The sequence below is a fragment of the Pseudoalteromonas sp. US3C1013 genome (assembly GCF_048401115.1).
GTDB lineage: Bacteria > Pseudomonadota > Gammaproteobacteria > Enterobacterales > Alteromonadaceae > Pseudoalteromonas > Pseudoalteromonas undina.
In genome coordinates this window covers 217,483-234,337 of the sequence record NZ_CP183075.1, presented here as the reverse complement: position 1 = coordinate 234,337, position 16,855 = coordinate 217,483, and the positions used below count along the sequence as shown (strand labels likewise).

The following is a 16,855-nucleotide window of genomic DNA, read 5'->3' as shown; positions in this document are numbered from 1 at the left end:
GCTACCCTCTTAAGAATGTATGTAATAATTGTTCTGTCTCATATAAAGGTAAGCCTACAACGGCAAAATAGCTACCCGAAATATGCGTTACAAAGCGTCCACCTAACCCTTGGATACCATAACCACCGGCTTTATCTTGAGGCTCGCCCGTTTGCCAGTAAGCGTCTATTTCTTCATCATTGAGTATTTTAAAAGTAACATCAGTACTGACAACACAACTCATTACTTTTTCTGGTGTGGCAAAAGCGATAGCAGTTAACACTTGGTGAGTATTTCCTGATAAACGTTTTAAGGTATGAGTAAAGTCGTCTTTATCTCGTGGCTTGCATAATGATTGATTATCCATCACTACCACGGTATCACTACCTAGAACAGGCCGATCGGTATATCCTTGTTTTACGCCCATTTGTGCCTTTAAACGCGCTAAACGTTCGACATAATCATATGGGAGTTCGTTAGCAAGCTGGCTTTCATCGGCATCAACACTAAATTGTGAAAACTCGATACCCAACTGGGTTAAAAGCTCTTTACGGCGGGGAGACGCGGAGGCTAAATATACTGCGCAAGTCATTATCTGATCCTAAAGTGTCTACGGTATTTTCTAAGTAATAAAAATACCCATATCCAACTCAACATACCTGTTAATACAGGCCATAAGTAATGTGGGCTAAAATAAACGCCAAGTAAAAAATGATTTAACCAAAACTGCATTAAATGATAAAGCGTTAAAAATAAGCCAATTAAAAGGCTTTGTTGCCACAATGAAAAATTGCGAATTTTTTGAAAGTTACTTGCCGTAACAAAAATACACACTGAGTAGGTTAATGAGTTTACACCTAAAGAAGAACCGGTCGCTAAATCAATCACTAATCCAACAACCCAAGCCGTACCTATGTTTAAGCGATGCGGTAAAGCCAAAGACCAGTACATAAGTACCAGCAGCACCCAGTCAGGGCGAAATGGTTCAAGTGAAAAGGGTAACGGCATCAAAGCCATTACCAATGCAAAGAAAATACTTAACGCAATTAATAGCATATGGCGATTAATCATCTCCCATCAACTCCTGCTGATTTAGCCATAACACGACTAATAATCGAATTCGGTCTAATTGAGCTATAGGTTCAGCAAATACTTGCGCAAAAGGTTGTCCTTCATCACGGGTTATTTCGGTGATCACCGCTACCGGATAGCCCTCAGGAAACGTACCACCAAGGCCAGAGGTAACCAACACATCGCCAATACGTACATCTAAACTATGCGGCACATGCGACAGTTTCAGTACGTTAATTTTACCAATACCTTCAACCACTGTTCGCACGTCATTACGTAAAATACGTACAGGCGTAGCATGGGTGGTATCGGTAATTAATAATACTCTTGAAGTAGTTGAGCCCACTTTAGTCAACTGCCCCACAAGTCCCATATCATCAATCACTGCTTGGCTTTCACTTAAACCATCGGTGGTTCCTCGATTTATCACCACTTGGTGGCTATAAGGATTTGAGTGAACAGAAAGTACTTGAGCAATAATTTTACGATTGGTATGTTTTGAAGACGAGCCCATTAAGGCTCGTAATTTTTGATTTTCTTTTGCTAAGAATTCATATTGCTGAATTTGCTCGCTCTGCAATATTTGCTTTTTTTTCAGGGCTTCATTTTCAGTTTGTAACTGTTCGCGGGTGTGCAAGCTCTTAGCGCTAAAGCTAAATACTTCGTAAGGTAGATTAGCAACATAAATGAGCGGACTAACTAAGGTATTCAAACTGGTGCGAATATTCTCACCGCCCTTAGTGTATCTATCCCCAAGGATCAATACGATACTCAAAAGCACTGCGACAAAAAGTCGCAGTTGCAAAGAGATTGTTTTTTCAAACATTGATTTCATTAATCGTAACTAAAAACGTCACCACCGTGCACATCAATCATCTCAAGCGCTTTACCGCCGCCACGAGCAACACATGTAAGTGGATCATCAGCAACAACTACTGGAATGCCAGTTTCTTCCATGAGTAGGCGATCTAAATCTTTTAGTAATGCGCCACCGCCAGTTAACACCATGCCATGTGCTGAAATATCAGATGCCAGCTCAGGAGGTGATTGCTCAAGTGCAACCATGACAGCGCTTACAATACCCATTAGCGGCTCTTGTAATGCTTCTAAAATTTCATGCGAGTTAAGTGTGAACGAACGAGGAACACCTTCTGCAAGGTTACGACCACGCACTTCTATTTCTACTGGATCGTCTGTTTTAAATGCAGAACCAATTTGGTGTTTAATATTCTCAGCTGTGGCTTCACCAATTAAGCTACCAAAGTTACGACGTACATAATTAATAATGGCTTCATCAAACTTGTCGCCACCAATACGAACAGATGACGAATAAACAACACCATTGAGTGAAATTATAGCCACTTCGGTTGTACCGCCACCAATATCAACAACCATAGAGCCCGTTGCTTCAGATACCGGTAAGCCAGCACCAATTGCAGCAGCCATAGGCTCTTCAATTAAGTAAACTTCACGAGCGCCAGCCCCCATCGCTGATTCGCGAATGGCACGCTTTTCAACTTGTGTAGCGCCACAAGGTACACAAATAAGTACTCGTGGACTTGGTCGCATAAAGTTATTGTTGTGCACTTGCTTAATAAAGTGCTGTAGCATTTTTTCGGTCACATAAAAATCAGCAATCACGCCATCTTTCATCGGACGAATAGCTTTAATATTACCAGGCGTGCGCCCCAACATTTGCTTAGCTTCTGTACCTACAGATGCAACACTTTTAGGTCCACCAGCACGCTCTTGACGAATAGCAACAACTGAAGGTTCGTTTAATACAATCCCTTCTTCTTTTACATAAATTAGTGTGTTGGCTGTACCTAAATCGATCGATAGATCGTTTGAAAAAATACCACGGAGTTTTTTAAACATGAGGCTGGATGACCTTTGAAATTCGTTCTTATTTTAGTTGCGCTTACTTTAACATTCTCAATGTAATGAGCAATATAAAGCGCAGCCGTCTTTGTAATCATTAAAAAGAGGAAGCGTGTGCTTCCTCATTAAATATTATTGTTCGCTCATTAAGCGAAAGCCAATGTAATTAGCTCTAAAGTCTGGCGCTAGGATTAAACGCGTTGAGGCACGAGCGAGGCTAGGAGCAAAGTTCCATGCGCCGCCACGAACCACAGCATTTTTTTTATTCTCTGTGCTACTAGTCCATTCCCATACATTGCCCACTGTATCGTATAAGCCAAATGCATTTGCAGAAAAAGATCCTACCGGTGCGGTGCGTTTGTTTGACCATTCGCTACCACACCAACCACAGTTTGCTAAGTTTTTACCAATTTCGTTACCCCAAGGGTACTCAGTATCTGTACCTGCACGCGCAGCATATTCCCACTCAACCTCAGTTGGCAGACGATACACTTGTGCTGTTTTATCAGAAAACCATTCTGCGTAAGCCGTAGCATCATTTTTTGTCAAACACACAGCTGGAAAATCATTTGTTTGCTCAAACCCTGGAGCTCGCCAATTTAAGCTCGCTTCCCAAACGGGTTCACCATTTAGATAATAAGCACAGCCTTTGCCTTTTTCAGCTTCAGTCTTGTATTGTGTCTCGTTTACAAACTTCTCAAATGCGCCAACAGTGACTTCTTTACTTTGCATGACAAAAGATTCACTAATCGTTTTTTCAACAACAGGACGCTCGTTTTCCAGTCCATTGCCGTTAATATCGCCCATTTTAAATGTGCCAACTGGGATTATTACGGCTGACGAATCCACTGTTGGTGGCTGCGTATCAACTTCCATTCCCTTAGGACAATCTGCTTGTATTATTTGCTCTCGCTTTTTAGTCGGTGCAGCAATCGACTCTGACTTTTTTTCTAACTTAGCAAAAAGCGTGCGTGTCTTTTTTAAGTCAATACGTGCTTTATAAGGGATGTAACCCTCTTTGCGTATTTCTAATTTATGCAAACCACGCGGTAATCTTGTTACTAAGCGAGTTGAACCTACACTAATGTCGTTAATAAAAACTTCATCACCATGTACGTTTGAACGCAAAGTTAACTGAATTAACTGATCTTTCTTTTGTTCAGCGACCACTTTAGGCTTTTTATTAACTATTTTAGCGACCGCTTTATTATCCGTATTATCGCTGAATGTTAACTGACTATCAGAAAAAGTAGTGCTATAAGCTGGCTGATAAGTATTTGTCAGCGGGGTACCATACTCTGAACAAAAACTGTTATTTACACTTAATAAGTGACATAAACGACTACTGTTTACATCTCCACGCATAGTAACGCTTAAATTGACGTTGTAATCACCTTGGCCGCTAAATGCGCTCTTAATCACGTGACTACTTAAAATCTGTACTTGTGCCCCTGACATGTCTCGCTTAGGTTCAACCAGACGTTTTTCTGTAAGGTTTTCAAAAATTTGATCTAAAAAGCGATTAGTGGCTTTTTTCAGCCCCACCTGCTGGCCGCGTTGTTCACATGCCGCTAGTGTTTCAGTACGCTTACAATTAAGGGTATGATCGACCTCGAGCGTTCCCTCGCGGGTAAACTCATTGCGCAGTCGCTCTACACGCGCAGTAGTGTATTGCACTTTTAAACTTTCGATGGTGTTCTGAAGTGCATGTTTATCAGCGCGAATTTGCTCAATATCTTTTAGATGGGATGCAATTGCCGCCAATTGCATAGAAATATCATTTTTATTTTGTTCTTGATCAACAACGGCTTTTTGATAACGCGATTGTGCAGAAGTAATATCAAGCGACGGGTTATCAATTAAGCGTCGGTACATATCATTCATCGCATCTAACGCTTGATTTTTTTCTTTATCAAGTTGTGTTGAACGCGCTCTTAGCAATTCAAGTTGGGTTTGAAGCTGATTTTCTTCTTGTAAATATTTATCGAGCATCGTTGTTGAACGAGTGTATTCTGTTTGTTTCGTATTAATCTCTGATTCAATTCTGTTTACAGTAGTTGTATCTTGTGCAAATACTGTGCTGGCAAAAAAGCTAGCAGAAATTAACAGAGATAAAGGAGCAATTCGCATATATTCCAGTCCCAAAAAAGCGGCAATTATTTGGTTATTATTATTTTTTATAATAAAACCTTATGCTATGTACTTGAAGCACAAAACACAAGCTTTGTTCATTTATTATCTCAGTTTACAACTATTATCCCGTTTCATGCCAGTAAATAACCGTTTCATTTGTACTAAATAGCTAATTTATTTAACAACATCGATATTTATCTGCCATTTACGCCCAAAAGATACCAATTTAACGGCGTATTCATATTTTTTAATTTGCTTAAGTAATAAAATTTAAGTCAAAATAACGCTATTAAACAGCACATTCACCATGTAACTAATAAAAAAGAGTGATAATGCCAATACCATTCAATATTAATGAACATAGTTATTTACAACCAATTAGTAACAAATTGCTAGCAGAAAAAAACATTACGTTAAACATTAAGCGTGATGATTTATTGCACCCTGTTATTAGTGGTAATAAATGGCGAAAGCTCAAATACAATTTAGCTCGCATGCAACAACAAGGCAAAACAGAGTTACTGACCTTTGGTGGCGCTTTTTCGAATCATATTCACGCGTGTGCAGCCGCAGGAAAAGAATTTAACCTAGTAACTCACGCAATTGTGCGCGGACCTGAACTTGACCTCAATAATCCAACGTTAAAATTTGCAAAGCAATGTGGCATGCAATTACATGTAGTTAATCGATTAGAATACCGACAACGAAATGATAAAGCATACTTATCGGCATTACAGGCTCGATTTCCCAATGCGTATATTCTGCCTGAAGGAGGCACTAACGAGTTTGCTTTAGAGGGATGTAAAGAACTCGCCCAAAGTTTACCTGAGCACGACTACTTAATCTGTCCTACTGGCAGTGGTGGAACATTGGCGGGCTTAATAGAGGGCAGCTCAAATAAAAGCACCCTACTAGGTATTGCCGTTTTAAAGCAAGCCGACTACCTGAGAGACGAAATACGAGCCCTTAGCCCTAGAGCTAAATCACAAAGTAATTGGCAATTACTTACACAATTTCATGATGGCGGATATGGTCGTTTTACCTCTGAACTGTGGCAGTTTTGCCAATATATGTTGCAACAATATCAGTTACCACTTGAGCCTATTTACAGCGGTAAAATGATGTATGCACTTTGGCAGCTCATTAACAACGACTACTTTCCCTCTGGCAGCAAAATTATTGCCATTCATACAGGTGGGCTGCAAGGTTTAGACGGGCTAAAATATCGTGGACTTGTTTAATTAGCTAATGAAATGCAACTTGAGTGAAGTCGGGTAACAATCCAGAAAAATACCCCCCTTGTGCAGTACTAACACCTATCGCTTTTAAAAATTGCAGTTCCTGATACGTTTCTACACTTGAGGCCACCACCGGCAAACTCAATAACTTGCCAATATGCACAATTCCCCTGACAGATTTTTGCTGGAAATAATTATGATCTATTCCATGAACAAGTTCATAGGCCAAATTAAGCCCCACTATTTGCTTATTATGGGTGAAGTTAAATATACTTTTACTACTTCTAACCTCATCTATAACGATATTAAAGTTGAGCGCTGTTATGGCCGAAAAAGCAGCCTGTAACCGATCTTGGTTATTTAAGAAATCAGCTTCATTTATCAAAAACTGTAACGTATGAAGGCTTTTCAACTCATTCATATGTTTACTTAGCCAACCCCAAAACTCACTATTAAACCAACTTTTAGGATGCAATTTAATACTAATAACAGACGATGACTTTTCTATTAACAGCAGTTTTTTAACTTGCATAACAACTGCTTGGTCTAGTAATAGCGCCTCATCCTCATTGTAAAACTGACTTATATAATCTTGATTAAATAGTTGTTTATTTGTCTTATCGCTACTTTTAATTAAAACATGATGTTTAATAATAGTGCCACTATCCAACTCGTATACAGGTTGAAATAAAATCGCTAATTTTTGCTTTTCAATTCCCTGCTTGACCAAGTTTTCATCAGCCACCTTAAGATGACTGCAATTGAGTGCCAATTGATGATAATGCTTCACTCTACTTTGCATTGATAGTGTGAGTGACGATCTGGCAAGCTGATACACCATCACCTGATCAGCATTCGAGTAGTAAGTACACACACCTAACTTTATACTCTCGTCAGCCACTCTAGGGGCTAAAATATAGGCTGCGTTAAGCATGCATTGATGTAAATGTTTAGCACAATTTGCTTTCTCAATCGCACTAACCCCTTTGAGAGTAAAAGCAAAATTACCCGCTGTTAATAACTTAACGGATATTACAGCCGTATTGGTAAAATCCTTTGCTAGTAATACTTTAAGAGTCGCTTGTAAGTCCGTATTTATATCAAAATGACATTCGCATTGAATGAGTGCAAATATATTATAGCCAATTGTTTTCTGCTCCATGGCTGCTGTCTTTAATACCGATAGTGAAGGCATTGTTTTAGGCGTATAACATACTTTTTTATAGCCATCGCTTTGGTTACGCTTTAATACCATTGAGTTATTTACTCTCATTTTGAGTAATATAGCGCGTCTAACAGCAAAAATTATGGCCAAAATAAACACATTCATTATTATAAATAGGTCACTGTAGGCATACCAAAGAGGCCATGAATATAACAATACCCCTTTTGAATTAGAGCTGAAGTATTGCTTTTGCTGCTTAACATAAACAGAAACTTTATCTGGAGCTAGGGTAAAAGGTGTATTTGCTAAAAGTTGTTGCTTATTAACTAGTGGCTGCTGTAATTGCTTAGCGAGTTCTATACCTGTTTGCTTATTTTGATATTGTAAAACTAAATTTAAACCACTATTAAAAATAACAAATAGCATAAAACACAGAGTGTAAAATAAGGCACTAGCGTAATTGGTAAACTGAGACTGACTGGCTTTCATAACTTACCCGCTCATTAAATAAGTTATTAAAGTGTTGTCTACTATTTGCAATTGCACAAGCCAATCATAAAAGTTTAGTAGCTGTTTTATTATTAATACTTAATGTTTATAAACATTATATTTAGTCATAAGTAATAGCTGCATCTTATGGCACAGGTGGGAGGTTTGTTACAAATTAAACAGATTGACGTTGCTATGCTTTGTAAACCTTAAAACAATGTATAAATTTTAAATGAGGATTATTCACTCATTTAAAGATAAGCGAAAGGTATGGTAACTAGCCTCAATAAAAAAGCCCTGATTACTCAGGGCTCTTTTTTAAACATTTTTATCTTTGTCTTTGTCTAAAACGGAATATCGTCATCAAAGTCGATTGTTGGTTCCATAGGGTTAGATGCGCCACCTTGCGGTGCATTTTGCGGCTTAGGTGCAAACCCGCCTTGCTGTTGTGGTGCATTATTTTGCTGAGGTGCAAAGCCACCTTGTTGCTGTGGTTGGTACTGGTTATTTTGTTGTGGAGCCGGCTGCTGGGCAGGTGCAGATTGTTGCTGTGGAGCATAACTGCCTTGCTGACTATTCTGGCCTTGGTTATTTTGACCATAGCTACCGCTTTGCTGTCCGCCTTGGTTACCTTGATAACCGCCACTTTGTTGACCACCTTGGTTACCTTGATAGCCACCGCTTTGTTGGTCGCCACCGCGTGCACCTAACATTTGCATTTGACCTGTAAAACCATCAACAACAATTTCTGTGGTGTATTTTTCTTGGCCCTGTTGGTCAGTCCATTTACGAGTTTGAAGCTTACCTTCTACGTAAATTTGTGAACCCTTGCGGCAGTATTCGCCTACAATTTCAGCTAATTTGCCAAAAAATACCACACGGTGCCACTCAGTTTTATCAACCATTTGGCCAGTGTTTTTATCTTTATAGCTGTCTGAAGTTGCTAAGGTAATATTTGCTACACCATTACCATTAGGCATGTAACGAACTTCAGGATCTTGCCCTAAATTACCAACCAAAATTACTTTGTTCACACCGCGTGCCATGGAACCATCTCCTATAAACGTTAGATTAAACCAGCCACTCTTCGGGCTTGGTCTAGGTCAAATTCTTTATCATTAATCTTTAAGTAGCTTCGACTTTCATCGCGAACTACGGTTGCTTCTATTACGCCGGGTAAAGCAACTAACTGAGAAGCTAGTGTTTGTGCCTGCTCTTCAGAATCTAATTGGGTCATTAAACTAATAACTTTGCTTTTCGGTGGGACTTGCATTTTCCACGCAATAATAAGCCATATTACCCCAACAAGTGCCGCCGCCGCAAACACAGCTTGCGTACTGGTGGTTTGTGCTACATACCCACCCAACATACCGCCTAAAAAAGCACCTAAGAACTGGCTAGATGAATACCCACCCATAGCGGAGCCCTTTTGGCTTGCAGGCGCAATACGAGACACAAGAGCCGGCATAGTGGCTTCTAAAAAGTTAAAAGCAACAAAATATAACAGCATACAAACCGCAATACCAACAACGCTATTGGCCCATATCGACATACTTAACATACTGACTATTAAGACCATCACTGAACCAATAAAGGCTTGTTTTTCTTTCTCTTTTTTAATTGCCACTATCATTACTGGCACCATCAAAAAAAACGCTAAAAATAAAACCGGGATATAAAGCTGCCAATGGTTTTCAGCCACAAGTCCATCTTTAATTAGTTGACTTGGCAATACTACAAAAATAGTCGTCAATGTTAAATGCAGCAATAATACACCTGCATTTAGACGCGCAAGCTGCGGATGTTTAATTAGCTTTTTAATGTCACTAAAGCTGGCAAGTGTATCGCCTTTAGGGGCTTTATTTATTGCACTAGGCACCAGCATAGTGACAATAAAAATTCCTAATACAGCCAGTATAGCAGTTAACCAAAACACTCCGGCTATACCCCATGAAGCTGCCACAATTGGCCCAAGTAGCATAGCGAAGGCGAAGCTCATACCTATGCTCATACCAATCACTGCCATGACTTTTGGTCGTTGTTCGTCACGGCTTAAGTCTGATGCAAACGCTAATAGTGCGCTGGCGATAGCACCCATACCTTGTAAGGCACGTCCTACCGTCACCATTTGTATAGACTCGGCCAAAGCAGCAATCACTGAGCCTAAAGCAAATACAATTAAACCACCTACAATCACTTTTTTACGGCCAATTTTATCGGATAGTCTTCCCATTGGGATTTGTAATACGGCCTGCGTTAAACCATACGCACCAATTGCAAAACCTATCCATATAGGTGAAAAGCCTTCAAGCGATTGACCATAAATAGCTAAAACAGGCATCAGCATAAACAAGCCGAGCATTCTAAATGCAAACACACTCGCTAACGATACGGCGGCGCGTTTCTCTCGTGAATTAAGTGAAGATGCGGTCATTATTTGCGTGATCTTACTGTGTGAAAAAATTAGGCAAGGATTCTACCACAAGCTTGGCAATAATTAATCGTCTATAACTAAGGATTTTTTCAATGATCAAGGATTAATATTGCAGCGTATTATGCGATACTGAACAAATAATTTTGGCAATAAACGAGATAGCATGGAAAACATTGAAGTCCGAGGCGCCCGCACGCACAATTTAAAAGACATCAGCCTAACCATCCCACGTGATAAACTAATTGTTATCACTGGCTTATCTGGTTCAGGAAAGTCATCACTTGCATTTGATACGCTATATGCAGAAGGGCAACGCCGGTATGTTGAATCACTCTCTGCTTATGCAAGGCAGTTTTTGTCATTAATGGAAAAACCTGACGTAGATCATATTGAAGGCCTTTCCCCTGCTATTTCCATTGAACAAAAATCAACCTCGCATAATCCCCGTTCAACCGTGGGAACCATTACTGAAATCTACGATTACCTGCGTTTAATGTTTGCACGGGTTGGCGAACCTCGCTGTCCAACTCATGATCTTCCTTTAGCAGCGCAAACAATTAGTCAAATGGTCGATACCGCATTAGCGCTGCCTGAAGGCACTAAGTTAATGCTACTTGCTCCTGTTGTTAAAGACCGTAAAGGTGAGCATGTAAAACTATTAGAACAGCTTGCCAGTCAAGGTTACATTCGCGCTCGTATAGATGGTGAAGTATGCGACTTATCCGATCCACCACCGCTAGATTTACATAAAAAGCATACTATTGAAGTCGTGGTGGATCGCTTTAAAGTCAAAGACGGCCAGCAACAACGCCTTGCGGAATCATTCGAAACGGCACTTGAAATGTCAGGCGGCGTTGCCAACATTGCTTTTATGGACGATAGCAGTGCTGAAGAAATGCTGTTTTCAGCAAATTTTGCCTGTCCAACCTGTGGCTATGCGATGACCGAACTTGAACCGCGTTTATTTTCGTTCAATAACCCTGCAGGGGCTTGTCAAAGCTGTGATGGTTTAGGCGTAAGACAATACTTTGACCCTAATCGCGTGGTTCATAACCCTGAAATAAGTTTAGCTGGCGGTGCAATTAAAGGCTGGGATAAACGCAGCTTTTACTATTATCAAATGTTACAAGCGGTTGCACAGCATTACGAGTTTGATTTAGATGTTCCTTATCAAGAGCTTGCAAAAGAACATAAAAAAATTATTTTAGATGGCTCTGGTGATACTAAAATTGCATTTAATTACCGTAATGACCGCGGTGATTTAATTACACGTAATCATGTATTTGAAGGCGTGTTAAACAATATGAACCGCCGCTACCGTGAAACTGAATCAAACTCAGTGCGTGAAGAACTAGCCAAATATCAAACCAGCCAAGCATGCCCTAGTTGTAAAGGCTCACGTTTGCGCCAAGAAGCACGCAATGTATTTATTGGTCAAACTAACTTGCCAACCATTACGCATATGAGTATTGGTGAGGCGATGAGCTTTTTTGAAGGTTTGCATTTAACTGGGCAAAAAGGCCAAATCGCCGAAAAAATTCTAAAAGAAATTCGCGATCGCCTATCGTTCTTAATTAATGTAGGTCTAAATTACTTATCACTTGAGCGTAGCGCCGACACACTTTCTGGCGGTGAGGCACAGCGTATTCGCTTAGCGAGTCAAATTGGTGCTGGGTTAGTGGGTGTTATGTATGTACTGGATGAACCTTCAATTGGTTTGCACCAACGTGATAACGACCGTTTATTGAAAACCTTAGTTCATTTACGCGATTTGGGTAACACCGTTATTGTTGTAGAACACGATGAAGACGCCATTCGCGCCGCTGATCATATTATTGATATTGGCCCAGGTGCTGGCGTACATGGCGGACATGTTATTGCTCAAGGTACGCGCGATGATATTTTAGCAAGCAAAGACTCGGTTACCGGCCAGTTTTTATCCGGCGTACGTAAAATTGAAGTGCCTAAAGAGCGCCATGCTACTAACGATAAATGGCTAGAGCTGTTTGGAGCAACGGGTAATAATTTAAAAAATGTTGATTTAAAAATACCATTTGGCTTAATGACCTGTATTACCGGCGTATCTGGTTCGGGTAAATCTACACTCATTAACGATACCTTGTTTAAACTTGCCCACACTGAACTCAACGGTGCAACTACTGCAGAAGCAGCTCCTTATGGATCAATTGCAGGACTTGAGCACTTTGATAAAGTAATTGATATTGACCAAAGTCCTATTGGCCGCACACCGCGTTCAAACCCTGCCACTTATACTGGTATTTTCACTGGTATTCGTGAGCTATTTGCAGGTACTCAAGAAGCCCGTTCACGTGGTTACAAAGTGGGTCGCTTTAGCTTTAATGTTAAAGGTGGGCGATGTGAGGCATGCCAAGGTGATGGCGTTATTAAAGTAGAAATGCACTTCTTACCAGACGTATATGTACCGTGTGATGTGTGTAAGGGTAAACGTTATAATCGCGAAACCTTAGAAGTACAATATAAAGGCAAAAACATCAACCAAGTGCTCGACATGACCGTTGAAGATGCCCATGACTACTTTGATAAAATACCGGCTATAGCACGTAAACTTAAAACCCTAATGGATGTTGGACTTTCTTATATTCGTTTAGGCCAAGCCGCTACAACACTTTCTGGTGGTGAAGCACAGCGAATTAAGTTAGCACGTGAGCTCTCTAAGCGTGATACTGGAAAAACATTGTACATTCTTGATGAGCCAACCACGGGACTTCATTTTGCTGATATTGAACAGTTATTAGTGGTGCTTCATCGCCTACGCGATCATGGCAATACCATTGTAGTAATTGAGCATAATTTAGATGTAATAAAAACTGCCGATTGGATCGTTGATTTAGGCCCTGAAGGTGGAGCTGGCGGCGGTGAAATACTGATTGCAGGCACACCAGAAGAAGTGGCGGAATGTCAGCGCTCACATACTGGGCACTACTTAAAACCGCTATTAAATAAATAGCGGTAATACACTTTGAGGAAAGCCGGTGTTAAGGTATTTAAAAGTTGCAAAATGGCGTGCTAATAAACAGTTTAAGCAACAGCAAAAAAGCTGGCAACCACACCAAATTAAACTGCTGAGTCATATAAAAAGCATATGGTTTAACCTTAACACCGCGCAAAAGCTTTACCTTCTTGCACTTATAAGTTTAGCTATTTTTAAGTTAACCTGGTTGTGCGCCAGCATCACCATTGTTGCACTGATCGTAGAGTTTTGGCCCAAGTTTAATCAGCTCTGGAATTCACTCGCTGGCAAAGCACTTATTTTGGTATTTTATGCCAGTATTGCTAACTTTGTTCTAGCAGGTGCAAGCGGTATAGTGAATGAAGTAACGCAAGTATCAGCTAATCATTTTAACTACACCCACAACTTTGCCACTTTATTATATTTACCGCCTTGGACACTGGGGATAACCCTAGCAACCTTACTCGGCTTACAGCTTATTTTGCCATTTTACATCATCGTTTTACTGCTTATAAAACCCTTTGGCTCTGATCGTATTAAATTTATCAGTCAAAGCTATTCGCCGCTTCTCACTGCATTTACGCGCTTTTTTTTAGCTACTGTGGTGTTTGTAAGTTTAATCGCGTTCATTGATGACAAACCGCCTGAAAAAGTATTAAACGACATCGTAAAGAATTTTGAAAATAGTAAGTCTATTGCGAATAAGTCACCCGCAGAACAGGAACAAGCAATAGAAGAGTTAAGTGAACAGATAGAAAAAAAACTTCCCTCTTCAGACAATGACAAAACTCAGACAAAAACATTTGGTATTCGCTTAGAAGGCGAAGACGATAATACCCAGACAGTTAAGCAGTTTTTAGATACTAAAGGCTACTTTGAGCGCAGTAAACGCTTAATTGCTATGTTTGCCTATAGTTATGAAGCAGATAGCTACTCTCGCTGTAAAAAGTCAAAAGAGAGTAAGTCAATTGAGCTCAATGATTACGAAATTGTTGAAATAACGCCTGATCAAAGTATGCCTTATGGCTATCAATTTATAGTTAGAGCCTGTGAATCTGCCGGTATTTCAGCTATGAAACATTAAAATAAAATGCCGCTAAATTAGCGGCATTTTTGCAGATAAAAACACAGGCTTATGAGCGCGGAATAAACCCAACCGCATCATAAACTGCTTTTAATGTTTTCTCAGCACGGGCACTGGCTTTCTCGGTATAATGAATAGCGCTATTCGCCCCAACTAATTTGTACTATTTGCATATCTTTATACTTAGATCCCGTAAATAATATTTCATTGCTTTCGTTTACCTCAAAACCAATAGGTCGAAAGTCCACGTGTGTATCTTGTATGGTTTGATCTTGTAAATTTAGTCTAGCGATTCTTGAAATAGAATCTGAATAATAGAAATAGTCTTTACTGATCCCATATGCAACTGACTTTTTGGCATTTTTAGGTAATTCCCAGCTTTGCCTATCGGATAAGCGAATTAACTGATTATCGTTGGTTACGTAGCCGTTACCTTTACTATCTGAAATGAGTTTATTCGCTTTTATTCCTTCTATTACATGAGTATCACGAGTTAGTAAATTAAACTCTGCCAATATATTTTTTGTACCAAGGCGCTTAATATAAATAATGCTTTCGTTATTTTTTGACCAAATATAGCTTACTATTTTATGTTTATTAAATTCTTCTAATGGATAAATTTTTTGAGTGTTTACGTCATAAAATAAAAAGCTTTTATTTTTTATGAACATTATGCGCTGCTTATTGGGAGAAGCTCGGAGCATTCCTAATGCAAAAGTCGAAGGGGCATCATCATAATTAAAAAAGCTGAGTTGCTTTGTAAAACCATTTTGAGAGAGCCATAATTGACTGCTGCCAGAACGCTCAGATACAAAAACATGCGCAGGCCCTTCTTTATTAACTATTTCAATAATGTTGTAGTCGTCTTTATCACTTTTATAGAGCGTTTCATATTTAGGTGTATCGCCAAAAGTGTCTGTTACTTTAATTAGCGAGTATGATTGGGTTTTATTCTCTGAATAAAAAAGACTATTGGCAGAGTGCACTGCTATATAATAAGGAGTTATATTTGGGGTTACTGTTAGTGTATTTTTAACAGTGTTTTTTTCATCAAATATAATGGTTGAAAGCTGTGTTCCTTCAAATACTATTATGCCTTTATCGTCTGCAAGCCAGTCAAACGCGAAGCTAATTATACTTTTCTTTGCTTTAAATAAGCGCTTGGTTTCGTGGGTTTCAAAGTCGTAACTAAATACAGAAAAAGGCTTACCCTTTTGACTAAGTATATACGCTATTTTATTACCAGATTGAGATAAACGCGGCATGATCGCGCCGTACATTACACCTGGCGGTGGGATCACTATAAACTCTTTTTTAAGTTCTAAATCAAATTTATATAAGCCTGAACCATCATGCTCATTTTTATATTCGGTGTAATAAATATGCTCACCACTTTCGTCTACTTGCGCATAACCTGTGTATCTAAAGTCACACTTTTTAATAGAGGTAGCCTCCCCTATAACAGGAAACTGGCTTAGATCAACGAGTACCATTTCACACTTTTGTTGTTTTAAATTGGTAGCTTGTAATAACACTGAGTGCTGATTTAATTGCCACGATAAAATAGATACCTGAAAGCCAGGATAGGTAATTTCAACTTCCCTTTGATCAGATAGTCGCTTTACAAATGCATGCATTACGTCATTTTCAGGTTCTATATTGGTGTAAGCTAAATATTGTTTATCTGAGGATAATTCAGGGTGAACTTCACTACCTATATTCCACGTGCTTGCTACCTTATTAACCGTGATCTGTTTAATCTTTTCGCTAGAAGGTGCATTAATAAAAAACAACCCTAACCATACTAAAAAGCACAGACAAATAATGACGACTAAAGAATAGATCAAAAACTTTTTACTATTCGTTCTTTGAACCGGTTGAGAAGTAGTTGCAGTCACTACCTCTTCATTTTTGGCAAAAAAATCCGGTGAGTCAGGCAAAAAGTTTGCAGGCTCTTCAAAAACGCTTGTTTGCGTTAAACGCTCTGGTATTACGGTTAGACTGTAACCTTTACGGTAATGAGTTTTTAAAAGCGGTGCTTTTTCAGTTGGGTGGGCAAGCTGCTTTCTTAACTCTGAGATTGCACGGTTAATCGCATTATCATCAACAAAGCTCTGTTGCCACACACTTTCAATAAGCTCTTGTCGAGAAACAATATGTTGAGGCTTATTTATAAAGTGCAGTAATAGCTTTACTAAAAGTGGGTCTAATTCCCTTTCCATATTGTTTGAAGTAATCACACAGCGATTACTAATAAATTGCCAAGGTCCGATTTGATAATTCATAGTTTTACATATTTTTATTTTTCAACAACCCTACCACAGGTACACTTTTTAATATAGCTAGGTTAATTTAAAACCTTATATTCACAGATAAGGTTTGTGATTAA

Annotated in this window: 12 protein-coding genes; 3 read left to right on the top strand and 9 right to left on the bottom strand. The window is 39.3% G+C overall.

Going from position 1 to position 16,855, the window contains the following annotated elements; translation table 11 throughout:
* Position 1: 1 nt before the first annotated feature.
* The 5 genes from ACNSN2_RS01015 to ACNSN2_RS00995 form a co-directional block, all read right to left on the bottom strand.
* Positions 2 to 571, bottom strand: a complete 570-nt coding sequence (locus ACNSN2_RS01015; RefSeq protein WP_138621339.1) for a Maf family protein — start codon at positions 569 to 571, stop codon at positions 2 to 4.
* Positions 571 to 1,050 carry a rod shape-determining protein MreD gene (gene mreD, locus ACNSN2_RS01010; RefSeq protein ID WP_010390467.1) on the bottom strand — a complete coding sequence of 160 codons (480 nt, stop codon included), beginning with the start codon at positions 1,048 to 1,050 and terminating at the stop codon, positions 571 to 573. Before mreD ends, ACNSN2_RS01015 begins: the two co-directional genes overlap by 1 nt.
* A complete protein-coding gene (mreC, locus tag ACNSN2_RS01005; protein ID WP_010390466.1) occupies positions 1,043 to 1,885 on the bottom strand; it encodes a rod shape-determining protein MreC in 843 nt (280 codons plus the stop codon). Before mreC ends, mreD begins: the two co-directional genes overlap by 8 nt.
* Positions 1,885 to 2,928, bottom strand: a complete 1,044-nt coding sequence (locus ACNSN2_RS01000) for a rod shape-determining protein (RefSeq protein WP_008113726.1) — start codon at positions 2,926 to 2,928, stop codon at positions 1,885 to 1,887. The genes mreC and ACNSN2_RS01000 overlap by 1 nt, the downstream gene beginning before the upstream one ends.
* A gap of 135 nt (positions 2,929 to 3,063) precedes the next feature.
* Positions 3,064 to 5,061, bottom strand: a complete 1,998-nt coding sequence (locus tag ACNSN2_RS00995; RefSeq protein WP_418608196.1) for an SUMF1/EgtB/PvdO family nonheme iron enzyme — start codon at positions 5,059 to 5,061, stop codon at positions 3,064 to 3,066.
* Positions 5,062 to 5,396: 335 nt separating this feature from the next.
* Between ACNSN2_RS00995 and ACNSN2_RS00990 the strand changes: the two genes are divergently transcribed.
* Entirely contained in the window at positions 5,397 to 6,305 is a 909-nt protein-coding gene (locus ACNSN2_RS00990) for a 1-aminocyclopropane-1-carboxylate deaminase/D-cysteine desulfhydrase (protein WP_055012253.1), read from the top strand.
* A 4-nt stretch (positions 6,306 to 6,309) separates the two neighbouring features.
* Here ACNSN2_RS00990 and ACNSN2_RS00985 read toward each other — a convergent pair whose 3' ends face one another.
* The 3 genes from ACNSN2_RS00985 to ACNSN2_RS00975 form a co-directional block, all read right to left on the bottom strand.
* The gene (locus tag ACNSN2_RS00985) at positions 6,310 to 7,956 is read right to left on the bottom strand and encodes an EAL domain-containing protein (protein ID WP_418608194.1); all 1,647 of its coding nucleotides are present in this window, start codon (positions 7,954 to 7,956) and stop codon (positions 6,310 to 6,312) included.
* 344 nt (positions 7,957 to 8,300) lie between these two features.
* A complete protein-coding gene (gene ssb / locus ACNSN2_RS00980) occupies positions 8,301 to 9,002 on the bottom strand; it encodes a single-stranded DNA-binding protein (protein ID WP_008467569.1) in 702 nt (233 codons plus the stop codon).
* 20 nt (positions 9,003 to 9,022) lie between these two features.
* Positions 9,023 to 10,390, bottom strand: coding sequence for an MFS transporter (locus ACNSN2_RS00975; RefSeq protein ID WP_418608192.1), 1,368 nt, complete (start codon positions 10,388 to 10,390; stop codon positions 9,023 to 9,025).
* A 163-nt stretch (positions 10,391 to 10,553) separates the two neighbouring features.
* Here ACNSN2_RS00975 and uvrA point away from each other — a divergent pair, with 163 nt between their 5' ends.
* Together uvrA and ACNSN2_RS00965 are read left to right on the top strand one after the other, a co-directional pair.
* Positions 10,554 to 13,379: an excinuclease ABC subunit UvrA gene (gene uvrA / locus ACNSN2_RS00970; RefSeq protein WP_075170529.1), complete on the top strand. Its 2,826-nt coding sequence runs from the start codon at positions 10,554 to 10,556 to the stop codon at positions 13,377 to 13,379.
* A 25-nt stretch (positions 13,380 to 13,404) separates the two neighbouring features.
* Positions 13,405 to 14,466 (top strand): hypothetical protein, encoded by a 1,062-nt coding sequence (locus tag ACNSN2_RS00965; RefSeq protein ID WP_054202535.1) that lies wholly within the window; start codon positions 13,405 to 13,407, stop codon positions 14,464 to 14,466.
* A gap of 140 nt (positions 14,467 to 14,606) precedes the next feature.
* On the opposite strand, the gene ACNSN2_RS00960 is transcribed toward ACNSN2_RS00965, so the two are convergent.
* Positions 14,607 to 16,751, bottom strand: a complete 2,145-nt coding sequence (locus ACNSN2_RS00960; protein ID WP_054202536.1) for a transcriptional regulator — start codon at positions 16,749 to 16,751, stop codon at positions 14,607 to 14,609.
* Between the last annotated feature and the right edge of the window lie 104 nt (positions 16,752 to 16,855).